The 24,085-nt window shown below is 42.4% G+C and carries 14 protein-coding genes; 9 read left to right on the top strand and 5 right to left on the bottom strand.

Annotated features, from left to right (window positions below; genetic code table 11):
• The first annotated feature begins 587 nt into the window (after positions 1-587).
• The 4 genes from BC751_RS03220 (at position 588) to BC751_RS22550 (ending at position 12,093) form a co-directional block, all read left to right on the top strand.
• A complete protein-coding gene (locus tag BC751_RS03220) occupies positions 588-815 on the top strand; it encodes a hypothetical protein (RefSeq protein ID WP_130274298.1) in 228 nt (75 codons plus the stop codon).
• Positions 812-8,242: a DUF7507 domain-containing protein gene (locus tag BC751_RS03215; protein WP_130274297.1), complete on the top strand. Its 7,431-nt coding sequence runs from the start codon at positions 812-814 to the stop codon at positions 8,240-8,242. The genes BC751_RS03220 and BC751_RS03215 overlap by 4 nt, the downstream gene beginning before the upstream one ends.
• A 540-nt stretch (positions 8,243-8,782) precedes the next feature.
• Positions 8,783-9,748 (top strand): PorP/SprF family type IX secretion system membrane protein, encoded by a 966-nt coding sequence (locus BC751_RS03210; protein ID WP_130274296.1) that lies wholly within the window; start codon positions 8,783-8,785, stop codon positions 9,746-9,748.
• Between the two features lie 2 nt (positions 9,749-9,750).
• Positions 9,751-12,093: an OmpA family protein gene (locus BC751_RS22550; protein ID WP_278043575.1), complete on the top strand. Its 2,343-nt coding sequence runs from the start codon at positions 9,751-9,753 to the stop codon at positions 12,091-12,093.
• A 230-nt stretch (positions 12,094-12,323) separates the two neighbouring features.
• Here BC751_RS22550 and BC751_RS03200 read toward each other — a convergent pair whose 3' ends face one another.
• Entirely contained in the window at positions 12,324-13,595 is a 1,272-nt protein-coding gene (locus BC751_RS03200; protein WP_130274294.1) for a peptidoglycan DD-metalloendopeptidase family protein, read from the bottom strand.
• 313 nt (positions 13,596-13,908) lie between these two features.
• Between BC751_RS03200 and aspS the strand changes: the two genes are divergently transcribed.
• The 3 genes from aspS to pheS all read left to right on the top strand — a co-directional run bounded on the left by aspS (position 13,909) and on the right by pheS (position 19,949).
• A complete protein-coding gene (gene aspS / locus BC751_RS03195; RefSeq protein ID WP_130274293.1) occupies positions 13,909-15,669 on the top strand; it encodes an aspartate--tRNA ligase in 1,761 nt (586 codons plus the stop codon).
• A gap of 221 nt (positions 15,670-15,890) precedes the next feature.
• Positions 15,891-18,794 carry an outer membrane beta-barrel protein gene (locus tag BC751_RS03190; protein WP_130274292.1) on the top strand — a complete coding sequence of 968 codons (2,904 nt, stop codon included), beginning with the start codon at positions 15,891-15,893 and terminating at the stop codon, positions 18,792-18,794.
• Positions 18,795-18,920: 126 nt separating this feature from the next.
• The gene (gene pheS, locus BC751_RS03185; protein WP_130274291.1) at positions 18,921-19,949 is read left to right on the top strand and encodes a phenylalanine--tRNA ligase subunit alpha; all 1,029 of its coding nucleotides are present in this window, start codon (positions 18,921-18,923) and stop codon (positions 19,947-19,949) included.
• Between the two features lie 34 nt (positions 19,950-19,983).
• On the opposite strand, the gene BC751_RS03180 is transcribed toward pheS, so the two are convergent.
• The 4 genes from BC751_RS03180 to BC751_RS03165 are packed head-to-tail and all read right to left on the bottom strand — an operon-like array spanning position 19,984 to position 22,126.
• Entirely contained in the window at positions 19,984-20,742 is a 759-nt protein-coding gene (locus BC751_RS03180) for a geranylgeranylglyceryl/heptaprenylglyceryl phosphate synthase (protein ID WP_130274290.1), read from the bottom strand.
• Entirely contained in the window at positions 20,732-21,106 is a 375-nt protein-coding gene (locus tag BC751_RS03175) for a hypothetical protein (protein ID WP_130274289.1), read from the bottom strand. The genes BC751_RS03180 and BC751_RS03175 overlap by 11 nt, the downstream gene beginning before the upstream one ends.
• 3 nt (positions 21,107-21,109) lie before the next feature.
• A complete protein-coding gene (locus BC751_RS03170; protein ID WP_130274288.1) occupies positions 21,110-21,460 on the bottom strand; it encodes a phage holin family protein in 351 nt (116 codons plus the stop codon).
• Between the two features lie 54 nt (positions 21,461-21,514).
• Complete coding sequence (locus tag BC751_RS03165) at positions 21,515-22,126, bottom strand: YkgJ family cysteine cluster protein (RefSeq protein WP_130274287.1); 612 nt, start codon at positions 22,124-22,126, stop codon at positions 21,515-21,517.
• Positions 22,127-22,322: 196 nt separating this feature from the next.
• Here BC751_RS03165 and BC751_RS03160 point away from each other — a divergent pair, with 196 nt between their 5' ends.
• Positions 22,323-23,057, top strand: a complete 735-nt coding sequence (locus BC751_RS03160; RefSeq protein WP_130274286.1) for an LOG family protein — start codon at positions 22,323-22,325, stop codon at positions 23,055-23,057.
• Between the two features lie 2 nt (positions 23,058-23,059).
• Positions 23,060-24,001 carry a lytic transglycosylase domain-containing protein gene (locus tag BC751_RS03155; RefSeq protein ID WP_130274285.1) on the top strand — a complete coding sequence of 314 codons (942 nt, stop codon included), beginning with the start codon at positions 23,060-23,062 and terminating at the stop codon, positions 23,999-24,001.
• Positions 24,002-24,085 lie beyond the last annotated feature (84 nt).

Below are 24,085 nucleotides of genomic sequence, written 5' to 3'. Positions count from 1 at the left end.
CTTAAGGTAGGTTTACAGCTCTCTAAATTTTAAGATCAATAGATGAAAACGAATACCTGTATGATTTTCCTTAAAAAAATTAGAATTTATTTGTTTAATGTATAGCAAAAATTTTGCATTTCACAACTATAAAAAATTCGTTTAAAGAATTTTATTCCGTTAATAGAAAAAAAACATTTAAAAAATTTTTATTATTTCAGAAAAAAGTGTGATTTTTACCGTAGCTACGAACTGCAATAATTTATTTGGTTTTTATTTAAAGCATACGGATGTTTGTTCACCATTTTTGAACAGGCCGGTTGAAGGACAAATGGCCTGGTGGAAAATAGGGATTGCTTTTAAAATTGACATTAAAATCGATGCTATAACAAGCCAAATTAAGTGTGATAAGCCCTTGTAATTACTTTATATGGCAAAAAAAGTATTTCAAATACAAAAAAAAGCCATACATTGGAAAATATTTTTGAAAACACTTGTTTTTAAAAAACAAAAAAATGTATATTTACAGCAAATTAGTTGATTTGAATAAGTCTATTTAATTCAGGTCAATGCAAAAGGGTAAAGAATATTTTTAAAATAGACTGAATATGATACGTTATCTACAATTAAGTTTGGCAGACTTAGGTGCCAATATTAAAGAAATTTTGTATAAGGTAGGCCTTTCTGGAAATTTCCTAAAGGCTTTTTGTGCATTCCATATTCCGGAAATTCAGGCAAAGATTTTTTTCCTTGATGGTATTCACTCCGGAAACTCACTTCAAAATTTAAATCACTTAAAGCCAGCGATGGTTTTAAATAAATCAAATAGGCTATGAAGACGTATGTTAAATTGTTAAGCATTCTGTTTTTTTTAACGGGTGTTTTCTCTTCATTTTTGGTTTCTGCTCAGTCAGATCCCAACAGTTTTCCTTCCTGTAACCAAGCAAATGTTACAGTGGGAAGTTTGGAATTCAGAAAAAGCGATGGATCTGCTTTTTTACCAACCGATGATTTTCCAATTGGGACACCTATCAATGGTGTAATTACAGCCGTTTTTAGTGGATCAACCAACAACGCATCGGCAACTTATATCCAATATGACATTTTTATTAATGGTCAGTTTCTTAGAACGGATTCAGATTGTCTATTTCAAGGTTCAAGACCGCCACAAAACGTTCCAGTTAGAATTGGTGACTTTACTTGGAACTGGGGAGATGAAATCAGGATTGAGAATGTCTTTATGAGATGGGCGACTGGTTCACTTACCTCAACTTGTCCTGGACTGGCCGGTGGAAATGCCCAATGTTTTTATAGTCAAGAGGGATTCCTTGGAAGAACTCCTCTCGTAGCAAACTTTGATTTCGAAACAAATTGTAATGATTTTGAAGTAGATTTTAAGAACCTTACTACAGGTGGTAACACGACATCTTATTCATTTAATTGGAACTTTGCAGGTTTGGGTTCTTCAACTTCAGCGAATCCTTCTTTTACTTTTCCAGGTCCTGGAACTTACAATGTTACCCTTACTTCAAGTGATGGTTTAACACTGCCTAAGTCAATTACTAAAACTGTTCAGTTATTTCCTTTATTAACGGCATCATTTAATAAAACTGATTCAGATTGTATAAATGATAATACAGGTTCTATCACATTGACGGTTGAGGGGGGCAAAGGCCCATATACTTATTTATGGTCTACAACAAACGGTAATGGACTTGTTGCAGGTCAGAAAGATCAGACGGGGCTATCCTCAGGAACGTATGAAGTAAAGATCACAGACGATAGAGGATGTTTTGAAACATTACAAATTGTAATTGCCCAGCCAAATACAGCTCCTGCTCCATCCAATTATCAAGATGAAGAGATTTGTCAAAATTCTGGTCCATTAGGATATAATATTACTGCTGATGCAGGATATAGTTTGATCTTCTATGACTCGGAAACCTCTACTTCACCATTGACAACTGTTCCTTCGGTTGATTCCAATACCAGCGGAGCAGGTACTTTTTCAGTTTGGGTAAGTCAGATTAAGAATGGAGAATGTGAAAGTGCCAGGGTAAAAGTTAGCATAATTGTTAACCCTCTGCCTGTTTTGAATATTACCAATCCTGCTCCTGTTTGTGAACCGGGAACGATAGATCTGACAGCTGCTGCGATTACCTCTGGTTCTTCCGGTTTTTCAAGCCTGGCTTATTTTTCAGATGCTTCTGCAACTGTAGCCTTAACAAATCCAAGTGCCATTGCGCAATCAGGTACTTATTATATCAAGGCAACATCCGATAAAGGTTGTTTCGTTATCCAGCCAGTAGTAGTGGTAGTCAATGAGGCCCCTGCTGCTCCTATATCAGCTGGAAACATAACAGAGTGTGCAGCCGAAAGCATTCAAACTTTGGATGCCAGAGATGCCATATCAGCTCTTCCTGGAGTTGACATTTTGTGGTATGAAACAGCTGAAGGCGGTAGCCCGGTTACTCCTACTTGGAGTCAAATCGGCTCTAAAACTTATTATGCTCAGGCTGTTAATTCTTATACGGGTTGTACTTCTTTACAGAGAACTCCCGTAACCCTTACTATAGATGATTGTAGGGTAAATATTAACAAGTCTGTCAACTTTGAAAATATCAATGGTCCTGTGACCTTGAATTATACCATTACAGTAACTAATCCTGGAAATATTGCCTTGACAGGTGTAGTGGTTACTGATCCATTAACCAATGGTTCCAATCCATTGACCTTGGGTTCGGGAGATACAAATAACAATGGTAATCTTGACACCAATGAAACTTGGGTTTTCCAAACATCTTTTGAAGTTACCCAAGCAATGATTGATGCAGGGACTTCAATCGTAAATACTGCCTTCGTTAATACAAATCAAACGAAAGAGGCGAAATCAAGTGTATCGACAACTATTTCTCAGAATGCCGATATCAGCATCACCAAGACTGCGGGCCAGCCTACCTACAGTGCTGCGGGCGATGTGATCACCTACAGCTTTGAGGTAAGGAACACGGGCAACGTGACCCTTACTAACGTGAGCGTGAGCGATCCGCTTCCCGGCCTCGGCACGATCAGCCCTGCTTCTGTGACATTGAACCCTGGAGCGAGCCAGACCTTCACGGCGATTTATACCATTACCCTTGCCGACATGAACCTGGGCAAGGTTGACAATACAGCGACAGCCACAGGTACACCTCCGACAGGTCCTGCGGTGACTGCTTCTGACAATGAGACCATTACAGCGGTCCAAACACCGTCCATCAGCATCGTGAAGACCGCTGATAAAACCGCCAATATTCAAGTTGGAGATCTGATTATTTACAGCTATGTAGTAACCAACACAGGTAATATCACAATAAATGGTGTGAATGTAACGGATGAACATCCCGGTACAGGCTCTTTGAGTAACCTGGTTACTTCTGATGCCATCAATAATGTTGACCCAGGTCAGACAGTGACATTTACTGCTACCTACACAGTGAACCAACAAGATATTGATAAGGGTTCAGCTATAACCAATTTGGCCACAGCTACTGCTGTTGGGGCAAATGGACAAAATGTAAATGCTACGGACTCCGCTACTATTACACCTGAAGCTGCATCTGCTTCAATAGAAATCGAGAAGAAGGGAACCTTCGTGGATGCAAACGGTAATGATAGACCTGATGCTGGTGAACAAATCGTCTATACTTTCACAGTAACCAATACCGGTAATGTGACTTTGACAAATATTATTGTCGAAGATCCATTGGTGACAGTAAGTGGTGGTCCGATTGCTTCCCTTGCTCCTGGAGCATCAGATGGGGATACATTTACTGCAGTCTATACCTTGACTCAGGCGGATATCAATGCTACCACATTAAAGAATGTTGCCACAGTTAAAGCAGAGTATGATGGAAATGTGATTGAAAACACAGGAGAGGATGTTCAGACATTTACTACTGTTTCCAGATTTTACGTTGCTAAAACTGCTGATAAAACCACTAATGTGGAGGCTGGAGATCTGATTACCTATACATATCTGGTTAAAAACATTGGAAATGTCACAATTAACAATATAAATGTAACAGATGCCCACCCTGGTACTGGAGTACTTAGTGACCTAACTACCAGTGATCCTGTAAATGGTGTTGACCCAGGTCAGACTGTGACATTCACTGCGACTTATACAGTGACCCAACAGGATATTGATAATGGAACGCCAATTACCAACATTGCTACTGCAACCGGTGTGTGCGTATTGGGTTGCGAATTGATAGCGACAGATGAGGAAACCATTACCCCAATCGCCGCATCACCAAGTGTTACACTTGTGAAAAATGGCCAGTTTATTGATGCCAATGGAAACGATAGACCTGATGCTGGTGAACAAATCGTCTATACTTTCACAGTAACCAATACCGGTAATGTGACTTTGACAAATATTATTGTCGAAGATCCATTGGTGACAGTAAGTGGTGGTCCGATTGCTTCCCTTGCTCCTGGAGCATCAGATGGGGATACATTTACTGCAGTCTATACCTTGACTCAGGCGGATATCAATGCTACCACATTAAAGAATGTTGCCACAGTTAAAGCAGAGTATGATGGAAATGTGATTGAAAACACAGGAGAGGATGTTCAGACATTTACTACTGTTTCCAGATTTTACGTTGCTAAAACTGCTGATAAAACCACTAATGTGGAGGCTGGAGATCTGATTACCTATACATATCTGGTTAAAAACATTGGAAATGTCACAATTAACAATATAAATGTAACAGATGCCCACCCTGGTACTGGAGTACTTAGTGACCTAACTACCAGTGATCCTGTAAATGGTGTTGACCCAGGTCAGACTGTGACATTCACTGCGACTTATACAGTGACCCAACAGGATATTGATAATGGAACGCCAATTACCAACATTGCTACTGCAACCGGTGTGTGCGTATTGGGTTGCGAATTGATAGCGACAGATGAGGAAACCATTACCCCAATCGCCGCATCACCAAGTGTTACACTTGTGAAAAATGGCCAGTTTATTGATGCCAATGGAAACGATAGACCTGATGCTGGTGAACAAATCGTCTATACTTTCACAGTAACCAATACCGGTAATGTGACTTTGACAAATATTATTGTCGAAGATCCATTGGTGACAGTAAGTGGTGGTCCGATTGCTTCCCTTGCTCCTGGAGCATCAGATGGGGATACATTTACTGCGGTCTATACCTTGACTCAGGCAGATATCAATGCTACCACATTAAAGAATGTTGCCACAGTTAAAGCAGAGTATGATGGAAATGTGATTGAAAACACAGGAGAGGATGTTCAGACATTTACTACTGTTTCCAGATTTTACGTTGCTAAAACTGCTGATAAAACCACTAATGTGGAGGCTGGAGATCTGATTACCTATACATATCTGGTTAAAAACATTGGAAATGTCACAATTAACAATATAAATGTAACAGATGCCCACCCTGGTACTGGAGTACTTAGTGACCTAACTACCAGTGATCCTGTAAATGGTGTTGACCCAGGTCAGACTGTGACATTCACTGCGACTTATACAGTGACCCAACAGGATATTGATAATGGAACGCCAATTACCAACATTGCTACTGCAACCGGTGTGTGCGTATTGGGTTGCGAATTGATAGCGACAGATGAGGAAACCATTACCCCAATCGCCGCATCACCAAGTGTTACACTTGTGAAAAATGGCCAGTTCGTTGATGTCAACGAAAACGGAAGAGCCGATGCTGGAGATCAAATTACTTATACCTTCACTATAACCAATAATGGTAATGTAACCCTGACCGGGGTTGTAGTTGAAGATCCTTTGGTAGATGTGTCGGGTGATGAGATTGCATTCCTTGCCCCAGGTGCAACAGACGGAAGTACATTTACTGCAGTCTATACCTTGACGCAAGAAGATATTGATGAAGGAACATTTACCAATACAGCTACAGTAACAGGTCAGTACAATGGTGATGTTACAGCAACAGATAGTGATACTCAGGATTTCGAAAGGAAGCCAAGTCTTGATATAAGTAAAAAGGCAAACGTGTCTTCAGTTAATGCTGCGGGCGATGTAATTGTATACACAATTACTTTGACGAATACTGGAAATGTCACTTTAGTGGATGTTAATAAATCAGATCCAAAAGTATCCTACAATAATGATATTAACTCTTTCGCTCCAGGAGAATCAATATCTGTAGATGTAAACTATGTTGTTACCCAAGCAGACATTGATAGAGGAGTTATTGAAAACATTGCAAGTGGCAAAGGGCAGACGCGTGATGGAATTAACATCAATGTTGAAGCAACTGAAATAGTAACTGTCAATCAAAATGCTTCTCTTAGCTTGAACAAAGCCGCCAACAGACCCACTGTAACTGCAGCAGGTCAGGAGATTGTTTACACCTTGACAGTGACTAACAACGGTAACGTGACCATAGACAACGTTACTGTAGTGGATGAGAAGGTTAGTGTGAACCAAAATGTAGGTACCCTTGCCCCAGGAGGTGAGAGCGCTACTGTGACGGTTACCTATACCGTGAGCCAGGCGGACATGGATGCCGGCAGCATTGTGAACGTTGCGACTGTATCCGGAACTGATCCTAACGGTGAAGAAGCTGGAGCTGAAGACGGAGTGACTGTGACAGTTGAGCAGAATGCTTCCCTAAGCATGAGCAAGACTGCCAACAGACCCACTGTAACTGCAGCAGGTCAGGAGATTGTTTACACCTTGACAGTGACTAACAACGGTAACGTGACCATAGACAACGTTACTGTAGTGGATGAGAAGGTTAGTGTGAACCATAATGTAGGTACCCTTGCCCCAGGTGAGAGCGCTACTGTGACGGTTACCTATACCGTGAGCCAGGCGGACATGGATGCCGGCAGCATTGTGAACGTTGCGACTGTATCCGGAACCGATCCTAATGATACAGATACGAAAGGAGAAGATGAGGTAACTGTTGTGGTTACACCAAATGCTCAGGTGAATGTTGAAAAAGTGGCCAATAACAGTACTTACACTGAAATCGGCGATGTGTTGACCTACACAATTACGGTAAGCAATACAGGTACTGTAACCTTAACTGCAATCACTGTGGTTGATCCATTGACAGGTCTAAATGTTGAAATCGATGCCCTGTCACCAGGTGAACAGAGAGTCTTTGAGACATCTTATACCATTACTTTGGAAGATCTTGAAAGAGGTTCTGTCCTGAACAATGTCTTGGTGACTGCAAAAGATCCAAATGGAAATGAAGTGACTGACGAGGACAGTGTGACAGTGGGAGGTTCAAGCAAACAAATCATTGCCAATGATGATGAGTATGGTGAATTCCCGATCAACTTCGCCGGTGTATTAGGTAATATTCTTGATAATGACCTCTTGGAAGGTCAAAGACCTGATCCAAATGATGTTGACTTTGAGTTCACAGACCTAGATGGAATCATTGGATTGAATATCAATGAAAATGGTGAATTGAGCTTGTTAATTCCAGGAATCAATGAACCTAGAGAGTACAGGTTGAGATATGTTCTGAGAGAGACACTGAATCCAACCAATAGTGATGATGCCTTTGTGATCTTCAGGCTACTGGAAAATGAAGTTGACCTTTCAGTAGAGAAAACTTCTAATAACATTGAAGTATTCGAGGGTGACGAGTTTGACTACACCATTACAGTATCTAATAATGGTGGTACCGATGCCGAAAACGTGGTGATTACCGATGATCTTCCAAATGGTGTTACCTATGTAAGCACAAGCTTTGTATCCACGAATCCGAATGTAGCGTTAACTACAGCGGTACAAGGTAGCAGAGTGACTTGGAGTATACCGTTATTGCCTGCAAACTCAGTGGTGACAATCACCTTAAGAGTAAAAGCCAATCCACTTACCGGAGACGTACCGTTAACCATTACGAACCAGGTAACGATAGTTTCCGATGGTGATGAAAACAATCCATCTGATAACTTTGATACAGATGTGAACAGGGTGAATCCATTCTTCATACCAAATGTGATTACACCGGATGGTGATGGTAAAAATGATACCTTTGAAGTCAAAGGTTTGGGCAAATTTGTCAGCAATGAGATTGTTATCTTCAACAGATACGGTGACCACGTGTTCCAGCGTAAGGATTATGCCAACGATTGGAATGCGCCAGGACAAGTAGCAGGAACTTACTTCTACGTGCTGGTTGGTACTGATGCGCAAGGCAGAAAACATGAATTCAAAGGATGGATTCAGGTAATTAAATAAAGGATGCAAATCCAATAAAAAAGGCGATCATTGATCGCCTTTTTTATTTTCCACACCTCAACTTTTTTATTTTAATAGATTAATTCAAGGTGTTCCATCAACTACAAAATTTGAGGCTTTTTCCTTAAATATCAGAGGCCTTGATTGGCAGGTACATCAGGCTGATATTTTCTTATAATCAGGCGTCCAGCTGGGCGCCTTTTGTTTTTTGTAACCTCTTTAAAATCAAATGAATGTGGATTTTTTATTTTCTGGAATGGAATTTAAGAATCATAAAAAAGCTTTTCAAATAAAAAAAAATGCATTTAATTAAAAATATTTTTACCTTTTCTCTTGACATGAAAAACAAAAAGTTGTATGTTTACAGCAGAATAGAATATTTGTTGTGCTTGAAAAATCAAGTTTTGGTCAAAAAGCCCTCGGATGGTTCAAATTCAAAGAAAATCAGGGTAGGTTAATTTTTCAAGGCCTGGAGTTTTGAGGATACTTTCAAAAGTTCTTATCCCATTTTCAAAAACATCAAATAAACCGAATAGCAGGATGGAAAGGATTTTTAGGATTTTGTTTGCGGTGATAGTGTTTATGCCGCTGATGGTTGCGGGGCAGCAGCTGCCCCAGTTCAGTCAGTACATGTTCAACGGTCTGCATATCAATCCGGGATATGCGGGTTACAAGACACAGGGGTATATCCAGAGTACATACAGGAGCCAGTGGGTTAATTTTCCGGGTGCACCGAAGACCTTTACGGTGACTGCGGACCTGAGTGCGAACGAGGGGATGCAGGGATTCGGTGTTTCGTTTATGACCGACCAGATCGGTCCGGCGAAGACGACTGGGGGTCTTTTTACCTATGCTTACAGGATGCAGGTTGGAGACGAGAGTTTTTTCAGTCTTGGTCTGAGCGGGGGATTTTCGGAGTACATGATAGACGGGGACCTGTTGAGGTTCAACGACCCGAACGATCCGAACATACCGGATGGCAGGGAGCGTATGGTTACGCCGAACATGAACGCGGGTATTTTCTGGCACAATGCGCGTTTTTATGCGGGCTTCAGTGCCTTCAACATGATAGGGAAGGGTGCATTGCAGCGCGAGGACCTGTCGCTTGGCTTCCACGACTACCATTATTACCTTACAGCGGGAGCACTGATCCCGGTGAGCGACAGGGTTGAGTTCAAGCCGAGCTTTTTGATCAGGGAGGTGAAGGGTGCGCCGACGAGCTATGACCTCAACGGGATGTTCCTTTTCATGGAGCGTCTGTGGCTCGGTGGATCCTACAGGTCGAACATGAAGATCTGGAACGAGAACCTGGAGCCTAACCTCGGCACCAGGAACGCGGTTGCGTTTCTGGTGGAGGTATTTGCGACGGAGAGCATCAGGCTGGGCTATGCCTACGACCACAACCTGAACGTGCTCCAGGATTACAGGCACAATTCGCACGAGATTTCCTTGGGTTATTATCTTTCGCCCAGAAATGTTAAATTGAAAAACCCAAGATGGTTCTGATCATGAAAAAGAGGATAAAGATATTGTTTGCGGCGGCGCTGCTGCTGCTGTCCACGGATATATACGGACAGGCTCGTCTTCTGAGGTACGGGGACAAGCAGTACGGGCTTGAGAATTACGCAAGGGCTGCGGAGGCGTACCGTGAAGCGTACGGGAGGCGTGCGGAATACGGCACGGCGGTGAAATTAGCGGAGAGCTACGACAAACTGGGGATGTATGCTGAGTCCTACGAATGGTGGGGCAGAGCGGTCGGCCATGAAGGTTCGGGCAAGGAGGATTACGGCAGGTACCTGAGGTCTGCGATACAGGCGGGGCGCTGGGAAGATGTGGACGGGCTTCTGCAATCCGGGGGCTATACGGAATATGATTTTGCGGGTCTTGACCTTGCGGGGATGCGCAGGCTGATGGAAAGCCCTGCGCGGGTGAAGCTGGTTCCGGTAGCGGGGGCGAACAGCGGTGGCAGCGATATCGGTGCTTCGCTGGACGGCAGCGGGGCCATGTATTTTTCGAGCGACCGGGGGACTGTTGGTGACGCTTCGCGCCGTCCCGGGATCAGGCTTGACGCGAAGAACAACATTTACAGCACGGAGCGCAGCAGCTACAACGAGCGTGAGTTTTACAGGATATACAGGAAGGACGGTGACGGCGGGGCAGCTGTTGTGGTGACCGACCTTGCGGGCGCGCTGCATGTGAGCGACCCTTCCCTGATGGCGGACAGAGGGCTTGTTTTCTATACTGCCTTTGTGGGGAAGACCAGGCAGAAGGGCACGCGCGAGATCACGAACCACGCGGGGATCTACTACGGGAGGATAGACGCGGACGGCAACATCACGGGCAGCGTGGCCTTTCCCTACAACGACCACCAGTCCTACGGGGTGATGAACCCCTTTGTGGACTCGGAAGCGAAGCGCATCTACTTTGCTTCGGACATGCCGGGCGGCCTGGGAGGTTTTGACCTTTACTATGTGGAGTATGACGGTGACATGAACTTTTCGGCCCCGGTGAACCTGGGCCCAGAGGTGAACACGGCCCAGAACGAGAGCCATCCATCAAGGAGCGGGGGCAGTTTCTACTTCTCTTCTCGCGGCCACGGAGGCCTTGGCGGGATGGACGTGTTCAGGGCGGACTATAACGGCGGGAAAATAGGGAATGTGAGGAACATGGGCGTTCCGTACAACAGCGTTCGCGACGACTTTGCGTTCGTGGCGGCGGGTGACGGGAAGCGCTACCTGTCCACGGACAGGGAGGGCGGCATGGGCCTTGACGATATTTACACAGTGGAGGACCTGTTCAGGATCCTTCAGGCGCGGGTGCGCGACTGCGAGGGGGACGTGGTTTCGGATTACAGCAGCGAACTGTCCCGTCAGGGGGGCGGCAGCATAGCCGCACAGCTTTCACGTGAGGGGATCCTGACGGCGGAGCTTGACCCTGAGGGCGACTTTGTACTGAGGATCAGCAGGAAGGGATATTTTCCGGTGACGGACGGGAGCCTGAGCACGAAGGGCCTGGAAGCGGACACGCTGAAGCGGGAGTACGTGCTTGCCCCGATACCCTACAGGACGCCTGTGTATGTAGACATAGTTTACTATGACCTTGACAGGTCTGAGATCAGGAAGGACGCGGAGCCGGCCCTTGACAGGATAGGTGAGCTGATGGGCAGGTACGGTTTCATGGACCTGGTGGTGTCCTCGCATACGGATTCGCGTGCTTCGGAGGAATACAACCGTAAACTGAGCGAGCGCAGGGCGAATTCGGTAAGGGATTACCTTTCAAGGTACGGCATTGACGGGGGCAGGGTGAGGCTGGAGTGGCACGGCGAGCAGAAGCTGGTCAATGATTGCGGTGACGGGGTCGCCTGTCCTGAGACGGAGCACCAGCTGAACAGGCGGAGCGAGCTGGTACTGGAGGCGTTCCCTGACACGGACAGGCAGTATGACCTTCCTGAGGGCGTGGATCCATGCGACCTTCCGGGATATCTTGAGCGTATAGGAGAGGAGGCGGGCCTTCCGACGGTATACTTTGACTTTGACAGGAGCGGCATCAGGCCGGTGCACAGGAAGGAGCTGGAGCGGGTTGGAGTGATGATGAACAGGAAGACGGACCTGAGGCTGTACATCGAGGGGCATACGGACAACAGGGGCAGCGATGCCTATAACATGGGGCTTTCGGAGCGCAGGGCGCAGGCGGTGATGGACTACCTGGTGAAGCGCGGGGTTGAGTCCTCGAGGATGGAGCACAGGTGGTTCGGGGAGAGCCGTCCGAAGGTGGACTGCGCATCGGGCGACTGCACGGAGGCCCAGCACCAGCAGAACAGAAGAACAGAGCTCAGGCTGAGCAGCAAATGATATTTCTACATCAACGACTTTATTTTTTAATATTCGGTCTATTTGATTTACTAAAAAAGCTAACCGGTTTCCGGTTAGCTTTTTTCTTTATCCTTATTCTGTGAAGTTTATATTTTAATAATCAATAAATGGATCTCCTCCTCTTTTCCGATTTTATGGCCTATTCCTTCTGAAGATCGGATTAAAAAATCAACAAATGAATTTTATGAATTTGGGAGTGCAAACAAGATTTAATTTTCAGCAACCAGTTTATCTGGTTTTTCAGTCAAAGGAATAGCTGCAATCTGTTGCATTTTCTCTAATTTAACCTGTTCAAATGCCAATCTGTTTTCTGGAGAAATTGGATCAGACGGTGGGATTTCCTCTTTTAACCAATCAACTTGTTGGCCGTTTTTCCAGAATCTGAAACATAAATGTGGTCCTGTCGCTAACCCAGTGCTGCCCACAAATCCTATAACCTGACCCTGTTTTACCCTTGTTCCAGGTTTGATGCCTGAAGCAATTTTTGACATGTGGAGGTATTGGGTAGTGTAAGTGCCATTGTGTTTGATTTTGACATAATTGCCATTAGCACTAGTAAACCTGGCTTCTACTACGGTTCCATCACCTATCGTACGGATCTCTGTTCCTGTTTTAGCCGCATAGTCGGTGCCTAAATGAGGTTTATAAACTTTTTGGACGGGATGAAATCTGTTGAGGTTAAACCTTGAACTTATTCTACTGTATTCTAATGGATGCCTTAAGAAAGCTTTTTTGAAGCTGTTTCCATTTTGGTCAAAAAAGGTTAATTCGCCATTTTGTGTAAAAGGAATGGCATGGTATTCCTGGCCTTTATGTTCAAAAAATGCGGCTTCAATATCTGTGAACCCGACAACATTTCCGTCAACAACTTTTTCCTTGAACACCACTTTGAATTTATCACCAGGGGGGGTGGACATAAAATCAACATTCCATCCAAACAAGTCGGCGAATTTGTCAATTAGGCCGACATTGACCCCTAGGTCTACCATATTGGTGTACAGGTTTTTGGTTATGACACCTCCGATTTCTACATGCCTTAATTCAATCGGTTTTTCTTCTTTGTAAACTTCGACCTCATCCAGTTTGAAAACTACATATTCTACTGGATTAGGTTCATAAATAAAAAATTGTGCCTGAGAGGAGTCCTTTGGGGTGAGTACAATAAATTTCTTATTGAAAGCAATTTTTTTAACATCAAAAATATCAATGGATTTCCTTGCTATCTCATCTATAATTTGATATGGAACATTGAAAGGAGCAAGAATTGTGGAAAGTGTTTGATTTTTGCCGACTACTCCTTCTATCACATCTAATTCTTTGATATTTATGCCATAAAATAGTTCCTCCTCTTCTTCGAACTCTTCTTCAAAAATTATTTCAGTTTCATCTGCAGCACCTAAGGAAAAGTTGTCTCCAAGCCAATAAAAACCTCCTGCAAGCGCAAAAACCATGGCACTTGCGCTGATCCATCTTTTTTTCATTCTTAGCTAAGCTTTTGGGTTAGTGAGTGAATGATCAAATAAATTTAAATTCCGGTCAAATTCCAAATTTTCATAAGTCAATCTAGGTTTTTTAACATTTTTCCAAGTTTTAAAAGTTTGTATAAAAATTTGCAGATTGTTCAAAGCTTTGATGATTTTGGTGTTTAAAGGCCGTATTTATCCAATTTTTTCATAGATTTTATAGCATTTTTGCCAAAAAATAAACTTTTGGAGGAATCTCTTTCTTCGGTGGTAGTATACTCAAGAAGCTTTGTTTATCTTTGTCCACTTTAAAAAATACAAGGCAATTATCATGCTTAGAACACATACTTGCGGAGAATTAAGAATTGGACATGTTGGCCAGGAAGTTGTTTTGGCCGGCTGGGTACAAAGGGTAAGAAATAAAGGAGGTCTGGTTTGGGTGGATTTGAGAGATCGATATGGACTTACCCAGCTGATTTTTGAAGAGGGATCGACAGACAAAGACCTTTTGGACAAGGCAGCATCTTTGGGCCGGGAGTTTGTGGTTCAGGCCAGCGGAAAAGTGGTGGAAAGGGCTTCCAAAAATGATAAATTGCCTACCGGTGATATTGAAATCAAAGTAGATCAATTAGAAATACTTAATTCTGCCAAAGTTCCACCTTTCATTATTGAGGATGATACAGATGGAGGGGATGACCTTAGAATGAAATACCGTTACCTTGATCTTAGGAGAAATGTGGTCCGGGAGAAGCTTCAGCTTCGCCATAGAATGATGCAGGAAACCAGGAGGTACATGGATGGTCAGGATTTTATTGAAGTGGAGACACCGGTCCTGATAAAATCAACCCCCGAAGGTGCAAGGGATTTTGTCGTTCCAAGTAGGGTAAATCCGGGTGAATTTTATGCTTTGCCCCAATCTCCACAGACTTTCAAGCAATTGTTGATGGTCAGTGGGTTTGACAGGTATTTTCAGATTGTAAAGTGTTTCAGGGATGAGGATTTGAGAGCAGACAGGCAGCCTGAGTTTACCCAGATAGACTGTGAAATGTCTTTTGTAAGCCAAGAGGATATTCTCAGTACTTTTGAGGGCTTGGTGAGGCATTTGTTCAGGTCTGTAAAAGGAATTGAACTGGAAGAGATAAAAAGGATGACCTATGCCGATGCCATGAAATATTATGGGAATGACAAACCGGATCTCCGATTTGACATGAAGATTACGGAGTTGAATGATTTAGCAAAGGGCAAAGGATTCTCTATTTTTGACCAAGCAGAATTGATTGTTGGTATCTGTGCCAAAGGAGCTGGAGAATATACAAGAAAGCAGCTGGACGAATTGACCGATTGGGTGAAGCGTCCTCAGATTGGTGCCAAAGGACTGGTCTATGTCAGATGCAATGCTGACGGCACCTTCAAATCTTCCGTAGACAAATTTTATTCCAATGAGGATCTTAAGGCTTGGGCCGAAGCTATGGCTGCCGAACCAGGAGACCTTTTGTTGGTTTTGAGCGGAGAAGAAAGGAGCACCAGAAAGCAAATGTCCGAATTGCGCTTGAAGATGGGTGAGGATTTAGGGCTGAGAGATAGGACAGTATTCAAACCACTTTGGGTGATAGATTTTCCGTTGTTGGAGTGGGATGAGGAAACCCAGCGTTTCCATGCCATGCACCATCCATTTACCTCTCCTAAGAAGGAAGATATCCCATTACTGGAAACAGATCCAGGAAAAGTTAGGGCAAATGCCTATGATTTGGTCATCAACGGAGTGGAAATTGGAGGAGGGTCTATCAGGATCCATGACCGGCCAACTCAGCAATTGATGTTTAAACACTTAGGTTTTACAGATGAAGAAGCCCAAAAGCAATTTGGGTTTTTGATGGAAGCTTTTGAATATGGTGCGCCACCACACGGTGGTATTGCCTTTGGATTTGATAGACTGTGTGCCATCTTTGGTGGTTCTGATTCGATCAGGGATTATATTGCATTCCCTAAGAATAATTCGGGTAGGGATGTCATGATTGACTCTCCAAGCACCATTTCAGAAGAACAATTGAAGGAACTTTCTATCAGGGTTGTCATCGAACCGAAATCCTAAGGGAGATCATTTTATCGCTCCAAGACTATTTTTCTCTGCGAGCATGGGTCAAATGCCCGATATGGCAAAGAAGAACAGTCTTGGAGTATTTTTTTTGCGTATCCTGTCCTTATTTTCTAACCACTCATAGGGCTTTTTTTCCACTCAAAACTTTCATGAGATCCAGCTTAAACTTTTTCTTAATTCGCGCTGTCTAAGATGTTGTTATAAAATACAAAACGATGAAAGTTAACTTAGTTAAATTATTTTTAACGCTATTTTTACTGGCTTATGCTGTTCATTCTCAAGCACAAAGAGGGGAAGGTCGTAATCAGGAAATTTTACTAAAGGGCCGGGTCATTGAAGGTGAAAGCAAAGAGGCCATGATCGGTGCAAATGTTTTGGTGAAGACTGTAACAGATTCCCTTTTGGTCTCCACAGTAACAGGGGCAGATGGGAGTTTTGAAGTAAGACGCCCTATGATACCCAGTGTGAAGTTGGAAATTACCTTTTTGGGTTATCAGAAAATCACTAAAATCCATAACCGGGGAGATGCCTTGGATTTGGGCACATTGGTTTTGGTAGAAGACAGTAAGCTATTGGGTGAAGTGATCATTGAAGGTCAGATTCCTGTGGGTGAGGTCAAAGGAGATACAACTTCATTCAACGCCAATGCTTTTAAAACAAGGGAGAATGCAGATGCCGAAGACCTGATCCGGAAAATACCGGGGGTCACTATACAGAATGGCGAAATTCAGGCCAAAGGAGAACAAGTTCAGCGGGTTCTTGTAGATGGGCGGGAGTTTTTTGGAAGTGATCCTTTCCTGGCCTTAAGAAATCTTCCTGCAGATGTAATCGACAGAGTAGAAATCCTGGATCAAAGATCAGATCAATCCAGGCTGACCGGATTTGACGATGGCAACTATTCCAGAACCATCAATATTGTTACCCGGCCTGATAGACGCTCAGGTCAGTTTGGAAGAATTTATGCAGGAGGAGGAACACAGGACAGGTATGCTGCCGGAGGAAATTTCAATTATTTTAAAGGAGATAAAAGGATTTCTATCATAGGCCTTTTCAATAACATCAACCAGCAAAACTTCTCTTCCCAAGATTTGGTAGGTGTGTCCGGTGGACAAGGTGGTCCTGGAGGGGGCAGAGGAGGTATGGGCGGTGGCGGAGGTGGCCGTCCTGGTGGCGGAGGCTGGGGCGGAGGAGGTAACAACAACTTCCTCGTAGGCCAGGATCAAGGGATCATCACTACCAACAGCCTTGGCCTAAACTACAGCGATAAAATCGGCAAAACCATGAACCTGACAGCGAGTTATTTCTTCAACTCCACCAATAATAATCTGTTCAGGTTGACGAATAGAGAAACCATCTTGTCTGAAACCAATAGACAATTCTATGAAGAAAGTTTACTGAATACCATTAGGAACAACAACCATCGGATCAATGGACGTATTGAATACGATATCAATGAGAAAAATGCTATTATTGTTACCCCTTCCATTAATTTCCAAAACAATACCACATTCAATGACCGGGATGGTTTGAACCTTTCGGGGGTTTTAAATCCACTGAGCAGTACCCGGACTTTATCCGATGCCACTACAGATGGTTATAATGTTTCCAATAATTTTGTCTACAGGTATAAGTTTGACAAAAAGGGAAGAACCCTTTCCACCACAGTGTTTACTTCCTGGAACAAAAGGGATCAATTATCGGAATTGATTGCTGCTAACAGGGATTTCATAAGGGATATCAGGGATACGATCAATCAGGAGACGTTTGGGCTTTCGGATGGATTCAATTACAGGGCAACACTTCAGTTTACAGAACCCATCACAGAAAAATCACTCCTGACAGCTTCCTATCAAGTGGGTAATAACAAGACCTCTGCCGATCAGCAGACCTTCAGCATGCTGCCTGAGTTGGGCATAATGGTATTGGATACTGCACTGAGCAACGTTTTTGACAACAGATTTACCATTCAGAGACCAAGTGTGGGCTACAGCTATAATCTCAAAAACTGGAATATAAACGCTAATTTGGATTACCAATATGCCGTACAGGAAAATGAAAGCCTTTTCCCCTTGGAACGTACCTTCAACCAGTCTTTCAGTAATTTCCTACCTGGGATGAATGCGTTCTATAGAAACCAACAGAAAGGTACATCATTCAGACTTCGGTATAGAACCAATACCCAAGAGCCTACGGTCAACCAATTGCAAAATGTAATCAATAACCAAAACCCGCTTCAACTTTCTGTGGGTAACCCTGATCTGCAACAGGCGTTCTCCCATTCTGTTTTTACCAATTTCTCCAAAATCAACCTGGAGAAATCTAAAACATTCTTCTCATTCTTATTTGTATCGCTGACAGAAAACTTCATAGGAAACAGCACTTTTGTTTCCCAGACTGATTCTTTGATCAATGGGGAAATATTGCTGAGGCCAGGTGCACAGATCAGCAGGCCAGAAAACCTTTCTGGTCAGTTAAGATCCAGGCTTTTTGTGACTTATGGCTCCCCGATCAAAAAGTTAAAGTCTCAGTTCAACATGAACAGCAGTGTAGCCTTTAACCGTACTCCAGGTTTGATCAATGGACAGAAGAATTTCAATGACAATATTGACCTGAGCCAAGGATTGACTTTGACCAGTAATATCAGCAAGGATGTGGATTTTACACTATCTACTACAGGTACCTATACGATCGTAAACAGTAGTTTGCAAACGAACCTCAGTAACAACTTCTATATACAGAATTCCAATATCAGGTTCTATTATTCACCCAACAATGGGAAACTGTTTGTGTCCAATACGGTCAACAACATGTTGTACAGGGGCTTATCGGCTGACTTAGACCAATCAGTATGGTTATGGAATATTGAAGCAGGATACAGATTCCTTAAAGACAATAAAGGAGAGTTGAAATTCACTGTATTTGATTTGTTGAACCAGAACAATGCTATCGGAAGAACAGTCAATGATGTGACCATTGAAGATACCTTTACTAGGGTTTTAACTAGATACGGGCTTGTTTCTTTCACTTATATTATCGGTAATTTCAAACAGCAAGAAAGAAACGAAAGCGGCCCACCTATGGGAAGACCATGGGGAGGTGGCGGAGGAAGGACTTGGTAAATTCCTTTAAAATCAAAAAAAGAAAGGTGCCCTTTGGGCGCCTTTTTCTTTTTAGGATACTACCTGAAAAAAAGTGTATTTCACTTCATTTCTTTTAGATTTGTGGTTCTGAAAATGAATGAGATTATGCATCAGGAAAAAATTGAAGCCATCAAGGCCGCCATCGCATCAGCTGATGCTCAAAATCAGGATGAGCTTGAGGCTTACAGGTTGCAGTTTATAAGCAAGAAAAGCGTAGTAGGAGAGTTATTTGCCGAAATGAGGAATATTCCTAATGAACAAAAAAGGGAATATGGTCAGCTTGTCAATGAGGTAAAACAACTTGCAGATGCCAAATTCCAAGAATTGATCGATAAGGTCAATGCAGCATCCAAGAAATCAAAATCTATGGATCTGGATCTCACATTGCCTCCCACTTATATTCCGGTAGGGGGTATACATCCATTGACTGCCACCAGACAAAGAATCATAGAAATATTTGAAAGGATAGGTTTCAACCTTTCTGAAGGTCCGGAAATTGAAGATGATTGGCACAATTTTACCGCCCTGAATTTTCCTGAAAACCATCCCGCAAGGGAAATGCAGGACACCTTCTTTATTGAGAAGAATCCCGACATCGCCCTAAGGACACATACTTCATCCGTTCAGGTGAGGGTTATGGAAAACCAAAAACCACCTATTAGGACCCTTTCTCCAGGTAGGGTTTACAGAAATGAAGCAATTTCAGCAAGAGCGCATTGTATTTTCCATCAGGTAGAAGGATTATATGTGGACGAAAATGTGGGCTTTGCGGACCTGAAAAATACCCTTTACCACTTTGCAAAAGAAATGTTTGGCAGAGAGACTAAAGTAAGGTTCAGGCCTTCATTCTTTCCTTTTACAGAACCAAGTGCTGAAATCGATATCAGCTGTCTGCTATGCGGAGGAAAAGGCTGTAATGTCTGCAAGGGAAGCGGATGGGTTGAAATCGGCGGTTCCGGTATGGTAGACCCGAATGTATTGGAAAATTGTGGGATTGATTCAAAAAAATATACTGGATTTGCCTTTGGCATGGGGATAGAAAGAATTGCAATGCTGAAATACCAAATCAAGGACCTTCGTTTGTTTACAGAGAACGATGTCCGTTTTCTCAAGCAGTTCAGATCCTTGCTTTAGATAACAGAAAACGCTTTCACAAAGGAAGCGTTTTTTAATTTGCCATTACCCTTAAGGATTCCAAGAAAGTATTGGCCTCTTCTAATAAATTTGGTGATTTTACTGCTCCATTTCCGATTACAACCAAATCAGCTCCTGCCAAAAAAGCATTTTTAATTTTATCAAGGGTATTTAGCCCACCCCCAACTATTAATGGGGCAGGAACACTTTGTTTGACTGCCTTGATGAGCTTAGGATTGACAGGATTTGGAGCACCACTTCCTGCATCCAGATAAAAATATTGAAGCCCTAAGTAAAAGCCGGCAAGTGCTGTTGCAACGCTCAACTCGGGATGATGATTGGGCAGAGGGATGGTTTGGCTAATGTAATGTACGCTTGTTTTTTCTCCTCCATCCACAAGCATATACCCGGTTGCTAAGACCTCAAGGTTACTTTTTGCTATTAATGGGGCAACATTTACATGCTGACCGATCAATAATTCGGGATTACGTCCTGAAATTAGGGAAAGGAAAAGAATAGCATCAGCCCCAAGTGAAAATTGGATTGAATTGCCAGGAAAAAGAACAATTGGAATTCCAGAAGCATATTTCCTTATCATCTGGATGGATTCACCTATGTTGTTTTTTTGAATCAAGCTTCCGCCCAAAAAAATAAAATCAATGTTTTGTGCGGCTGAAAGCTCTAATCTTTCTGGGGTAATTTCATCTAAATCATCCGGATCGATGAGCCATGCAATTCCTTTTCTTCCAGAGAGGGAAATGGACTTTATTTTATCACCCACCTCATTCTTCATGTTGGGCAGATGGGTTTTGTTCTTGATTAAACCTGTTCATTAATTGTTCTTTACCATAGTTGATTGCAATTGGTAAAAGAACGGCGCTCAACCTTCCCAAAAAGCCAGGATCACTTTTTTTGGTTAGTTTTTTAGTGATTTCATCATCTAATAGACCTTCTTTTTCCAGCACTTTGAGTACTTTTTCGGTCTTTCTCTTTTTCTTGCCTGCCAATAACCTTACTGCCAAGAATGCTACGGCTCCCCCTACCAGTACTGCTGCCCCAACTTTAACCCAGTCTTCCGATTCTTTTTTAGCCAGTGATAATTGCATTTCAAGAGTTTGTTCTAACTCTTCAGCTTTTTTCTTTAAGTCCTCTTTCATGGTTTAATCCTCCTTATGTCGTCCTCCAAAAACAAAGTTTTTCAAAAACCTCTGGAATGAGGCTACGATTCCCCTATAATCTTTAAGGAAGTAAATCAGGATGAACACAAGCAGATAAAGCAAACCCACATATAGGAAACCTTTGTAAGTTGAATACATCTGTTCGCTCAGGTAAAAAGCAAGAGAAAAGCTTGCAAAAAGCAAAACCATTACTGATACTGTCATCATCAATAAAAGCAGAAAAATCCTAGCCATAATGCTGGCTATGGTTTCATTGATTTCGTCCTTGACAAGTTGCACCCTCACATCGATCAGCTGTTTGACCGTTTGGATGATTTCTGAAATGTTAAGCATAAAAGACCCGGATTTTGATGAAATGTTATCACAATATACATCAAAAAGCTGGCATCAAAAATTTTCACTGGCTTCAGGTTCCTGGTTTTCAGTATAAAATTTATAGGTCAGTACCACTTCAATGGCTTTTTTGATGGCCTGATTGATCGGTAACTGCTGTGCGGTAAGCTGAAAATCAATGTTATATAGTTGATTATAAATTCCGGAATTTAAGGGAATTGGAAGGTCTTCATTTATTGATTTGGAAGCTGCTTCAAATTCTGATTTTTTACCTTCTTTTATTTTTTTGCAGGTGATGATTTCCTTTTTGCCTTCTTTGTTTTTACGGGAGGAAGAACTGAACAGTCTGCATATCAATCCCCTGTTGGTATAATCCGAACAGAATCCCTTTGTGTTATCCAAGGACATAGATTTATAAATGATACAGAAGCTTTCCTCATCTTTGCTTTCCAGCATTTCCAATGCTTTTTCAGCTTTACCTTTATCATATAAGTCAAAGGCCAAAGGCAAAAACTCCAGCACAGAGGCATTCACTTTGGGGTTTGAGCAACAAAAACCACAGCCGGGAATGCAGGTAAGTTTGCTTGCTTCCAAAAAAGCCTTGGTTTCCACATCCAGCTCATCAAATACCCTCCTGACTTCCTGTGATTTTTCCTGAAGATTCATAGATTTTAAAGAAAAGTTTGCGAAGGTAAAAAGACTTAAGAATCAAAGCAATAGGGCGATTAAAAATGATTTTTTCATCAAAAAGTTGTTTGGGAAAAAAGAACTGACTTCTAATTTAGCACGTTATTGTTTTAAATTTAGAGCGTTTGGGTACGCGATTTGGTACTATATTTCTCCATATTTAAATTTTAGATTGATGAGCAGTAGATTTGATAATTTTGAAGAAAAAAGAGAGGAAAAAATCAGGAAGGCTTTTAAAGAGAGAGACTGGAACGAAATAAAGAGCACTGATTCCTGGGTGATTTTTAAGGTAATTTCAGAGTTTGTTGAAGGTTTTGAAAAACTCGCCAAAATAGGACCCTGTGTTTCTGTCTTTGGTTCTGCAAGAACACCGGAAAACCATCCACATTATATGATGGCCGAAGAGATTTCTGCCAAGTTGGTCAGACATGGCTATGGAGTAATCACAGGTGGTGGGCCGGGCATCATGGAAGCTGCCAATAAAGGGGCCAATTCTGAAAATGGTAAATCTGTTGGACTTTGTATCAAATTGCCTTTTGAAGCCAAGGGTAACATTTATATTGACCCGGATAAACTCATCAGTTTTGATTACTTTTTTGTCAGAAAGGTGATGTTTACCAAGTACTCTCAGGGCTTTATTGTCCTGCCAGGGGGATTTGGGACTTTGGACGAATTGTTTGAAGCACTTACTTTGATCCAGACAATTAAAATCGGAAGATTTCCTATTGTCTTGGTCGGTAAGGAGTTTTGGGGAGGCTTGATTGATTGGATCAAAAATACTCTGCTTCAGCAGCATGCTTACATAAATGCCGAAGACCTTGACCTTTTCTTTGTGGTTGATGATGCGACTGAAGCCGTAAAAGTCATTGATGAATTTTACAGCAAGTACCTGCTTACGCCAAATTATTGATCATGAGACGCTATCACCTTTTTGTTCTTTATGGGCTGATTGCCATTCTGTTTGCTTTTTTTATCTATCAAAAAAACCAGGAAAAGAATAGAATGGCCGATCAGTTTATCGTGGAGACACCTGCAGGTGATAAAGTAGAACTTACCATACCCGAAGCAAAAGTCCGGATTTTTGATCTTCCGCAAAAAATCTCTTTTTCGGGCGAGCCTGTGCCATTGGATAAATCTGATGTCTATGAGCGTTTTGAACGGGAGATTTATGTGAATGCCTATTGGCAGTCCAATATGGTTTTGTTGATGAAGCGCTCAGGCAAGTTCTTTCCCATCATTGAGAAAATTCTCAAGGAACACGGAATTCCTGACGATTTCAAATATTTGGTTTTGGCAGAATCAGGTTTTTTGAATGTGGTCTCCCCGGCAGGTGCCAGTGGTTTTTGGCAACTGATGCCAGCTACGGCAAAAGAGTATGGACTGGAAGTAAACAATGAGGTGGATGAAAGGTATCATCTTGAAAAATCCACCATAGCTGCCTGTAAGTATCTAAAAGCAGCTTATGCCCGGTTTGGAAATTGGACCTCAGTAGCGGCCAGTTACAATATGGGAATTGCGGGCTTGAGGAAAAGGAAAGAGGAGCAGCGTTTTGAAAACTATTACGAGCTTTTTCTAAATGATGAGACCAGCCGCTATATTTTCAGGATTTTGGCCTTCAAGGAAATTTTTGAAAACCCTGAAAAATACGGTTTTGAGCTTAAAAAGAACGATTACTATAGCCTTCCTTTATTCAGGGAACTAAAAGTCAACCAAAGTATTCCAAACCTTGCCCAGTGGGCACTAAGGCATAACAGCAGTTACAAAGAACTGAAGATACATAATCCCTGGTTACGCTCCACGAAACTTACCGTGGGAAAAAACCAGGATTATTTTATCAAGCTTCCGGTTAAATAATTATCCCTGTTTTCTGTTGAAAAAAGTCCTTATTTTTCAATAACTTAAGTGCATAACTTTGGTGGAATGAAGAAATTTTTAATC

Source organism: Cecembia calidifontis (genome assembly GCF_004216715.1).
Classification (GTDB): Bacteria; Bacteroidota; Bacteroidia; order Cytophagales; family Cyclobacteriaceae; genus Cecembia_A; species Cecembia_A calidifontis.
This window is presented reverse-complemented; position numbering and strand designations above follow the sequence as displayed.

Excerpts from the sequence above, each read along its gene's own strand:
- BC751_RS03190 (WP_130274292.1), top strand. The coding sequence starts at position 15,891 with ATGAAAGTTAACTTAGTTAAATTATTTTTAACGCTATTTTTACTGGCT.
- BC751_RS03160 (WP_130274286.1), top strand. The coding sequence starts at position 22,323 with ATGAGCAGTAGATTTGATAATTTTGAAGAAAAAAGAGAGGAAAAAATC.
- aspS (WP_130274293.1), top strand. The coding sequence starts at position 13,909 with ATGCTTAGAACACATACTTGCGGAGAATTAAGAATTGGACATGTTGGC.
- BC751_RS03165 (WP_130274287.1), bottom strand. The coding sequence starts at position 22,126 with ATGAATCTTCAGGAAAAATCACAGGAAGTCAGGAGGGTATTTGATGAG.
- BC751_RS22550 (WP_278043575.1), top strand. The coding sequence starts at position 9,751 with ATGAAAAAGAGGATAAAGATATTGTTTGCGGCGGCGCTGCTGCTGCTG.
- BC751_RS03220 (WP_130274298.1), top strand. The coding sequence starts at position 588 with ATGATACGTTATCTACAATTAAGTTTGGCAGACTTAGGTGCCAATATT.
- BC751_RS03210 (WP_130274296.1), top strand. The coding sequence starts at position 8,783 with ATGGAAAGGATTTTTAGGATTTTGTTTGCGGTGATAGTGTTTATGCCG.
- BC751_RS03175 (WP_130274289.1), bottom strand. The coding sequence starts at position 21,106 with ATGAAAGAGGACTTAAAGAAAAAAGCTGAAGAGTTAGAACAAACTCTT.
- BC751_RS03200 (WP_130274294.1), bottom strand. The coding sequence starts at position 13,595 with ATGAAAAAAAGATGGATCAGCGCAAGTGCCATGGTTTTTGCGCTTGCA.
- BC751_RS03180 (WP_130274290.1), bottom strand. The coding sequence starts at position 20,742 with ATGAAGAATGAGGTGGGTGATAAAATAAAGTCCATTTCCCTCTCTGGA.
- BC751_RS03155 (WP_130274285.1), top strand. The coding sequence starts at position 23,060 with ATGAGACGCTATCACCTTTTTGTTCTTTATGGGCTGATTGCCATTCTG.
- BC751_RS03170 (WP_130274288.1), bottom strand. The coding sequence starts at position 21,460 with ATGCTTAACATTTCAGAAATCATCCAAACGGTCAAACAGCTGATCGAT.
- pheS (WP_130274291.1), top strand. The coding sequence starts at position 18,921 with ATGCATCAGGAAAAAATTGAAGCCATCAAGGCCGCCATCGCATCAGCT.
- BC751_RS03215 (WP_130274297.1), top strand. The coding sequence starts at position 812 with ATGAAGACGTATGTTAAATTGTTAAGCATTCTGTTTTTTTTAACGGGT.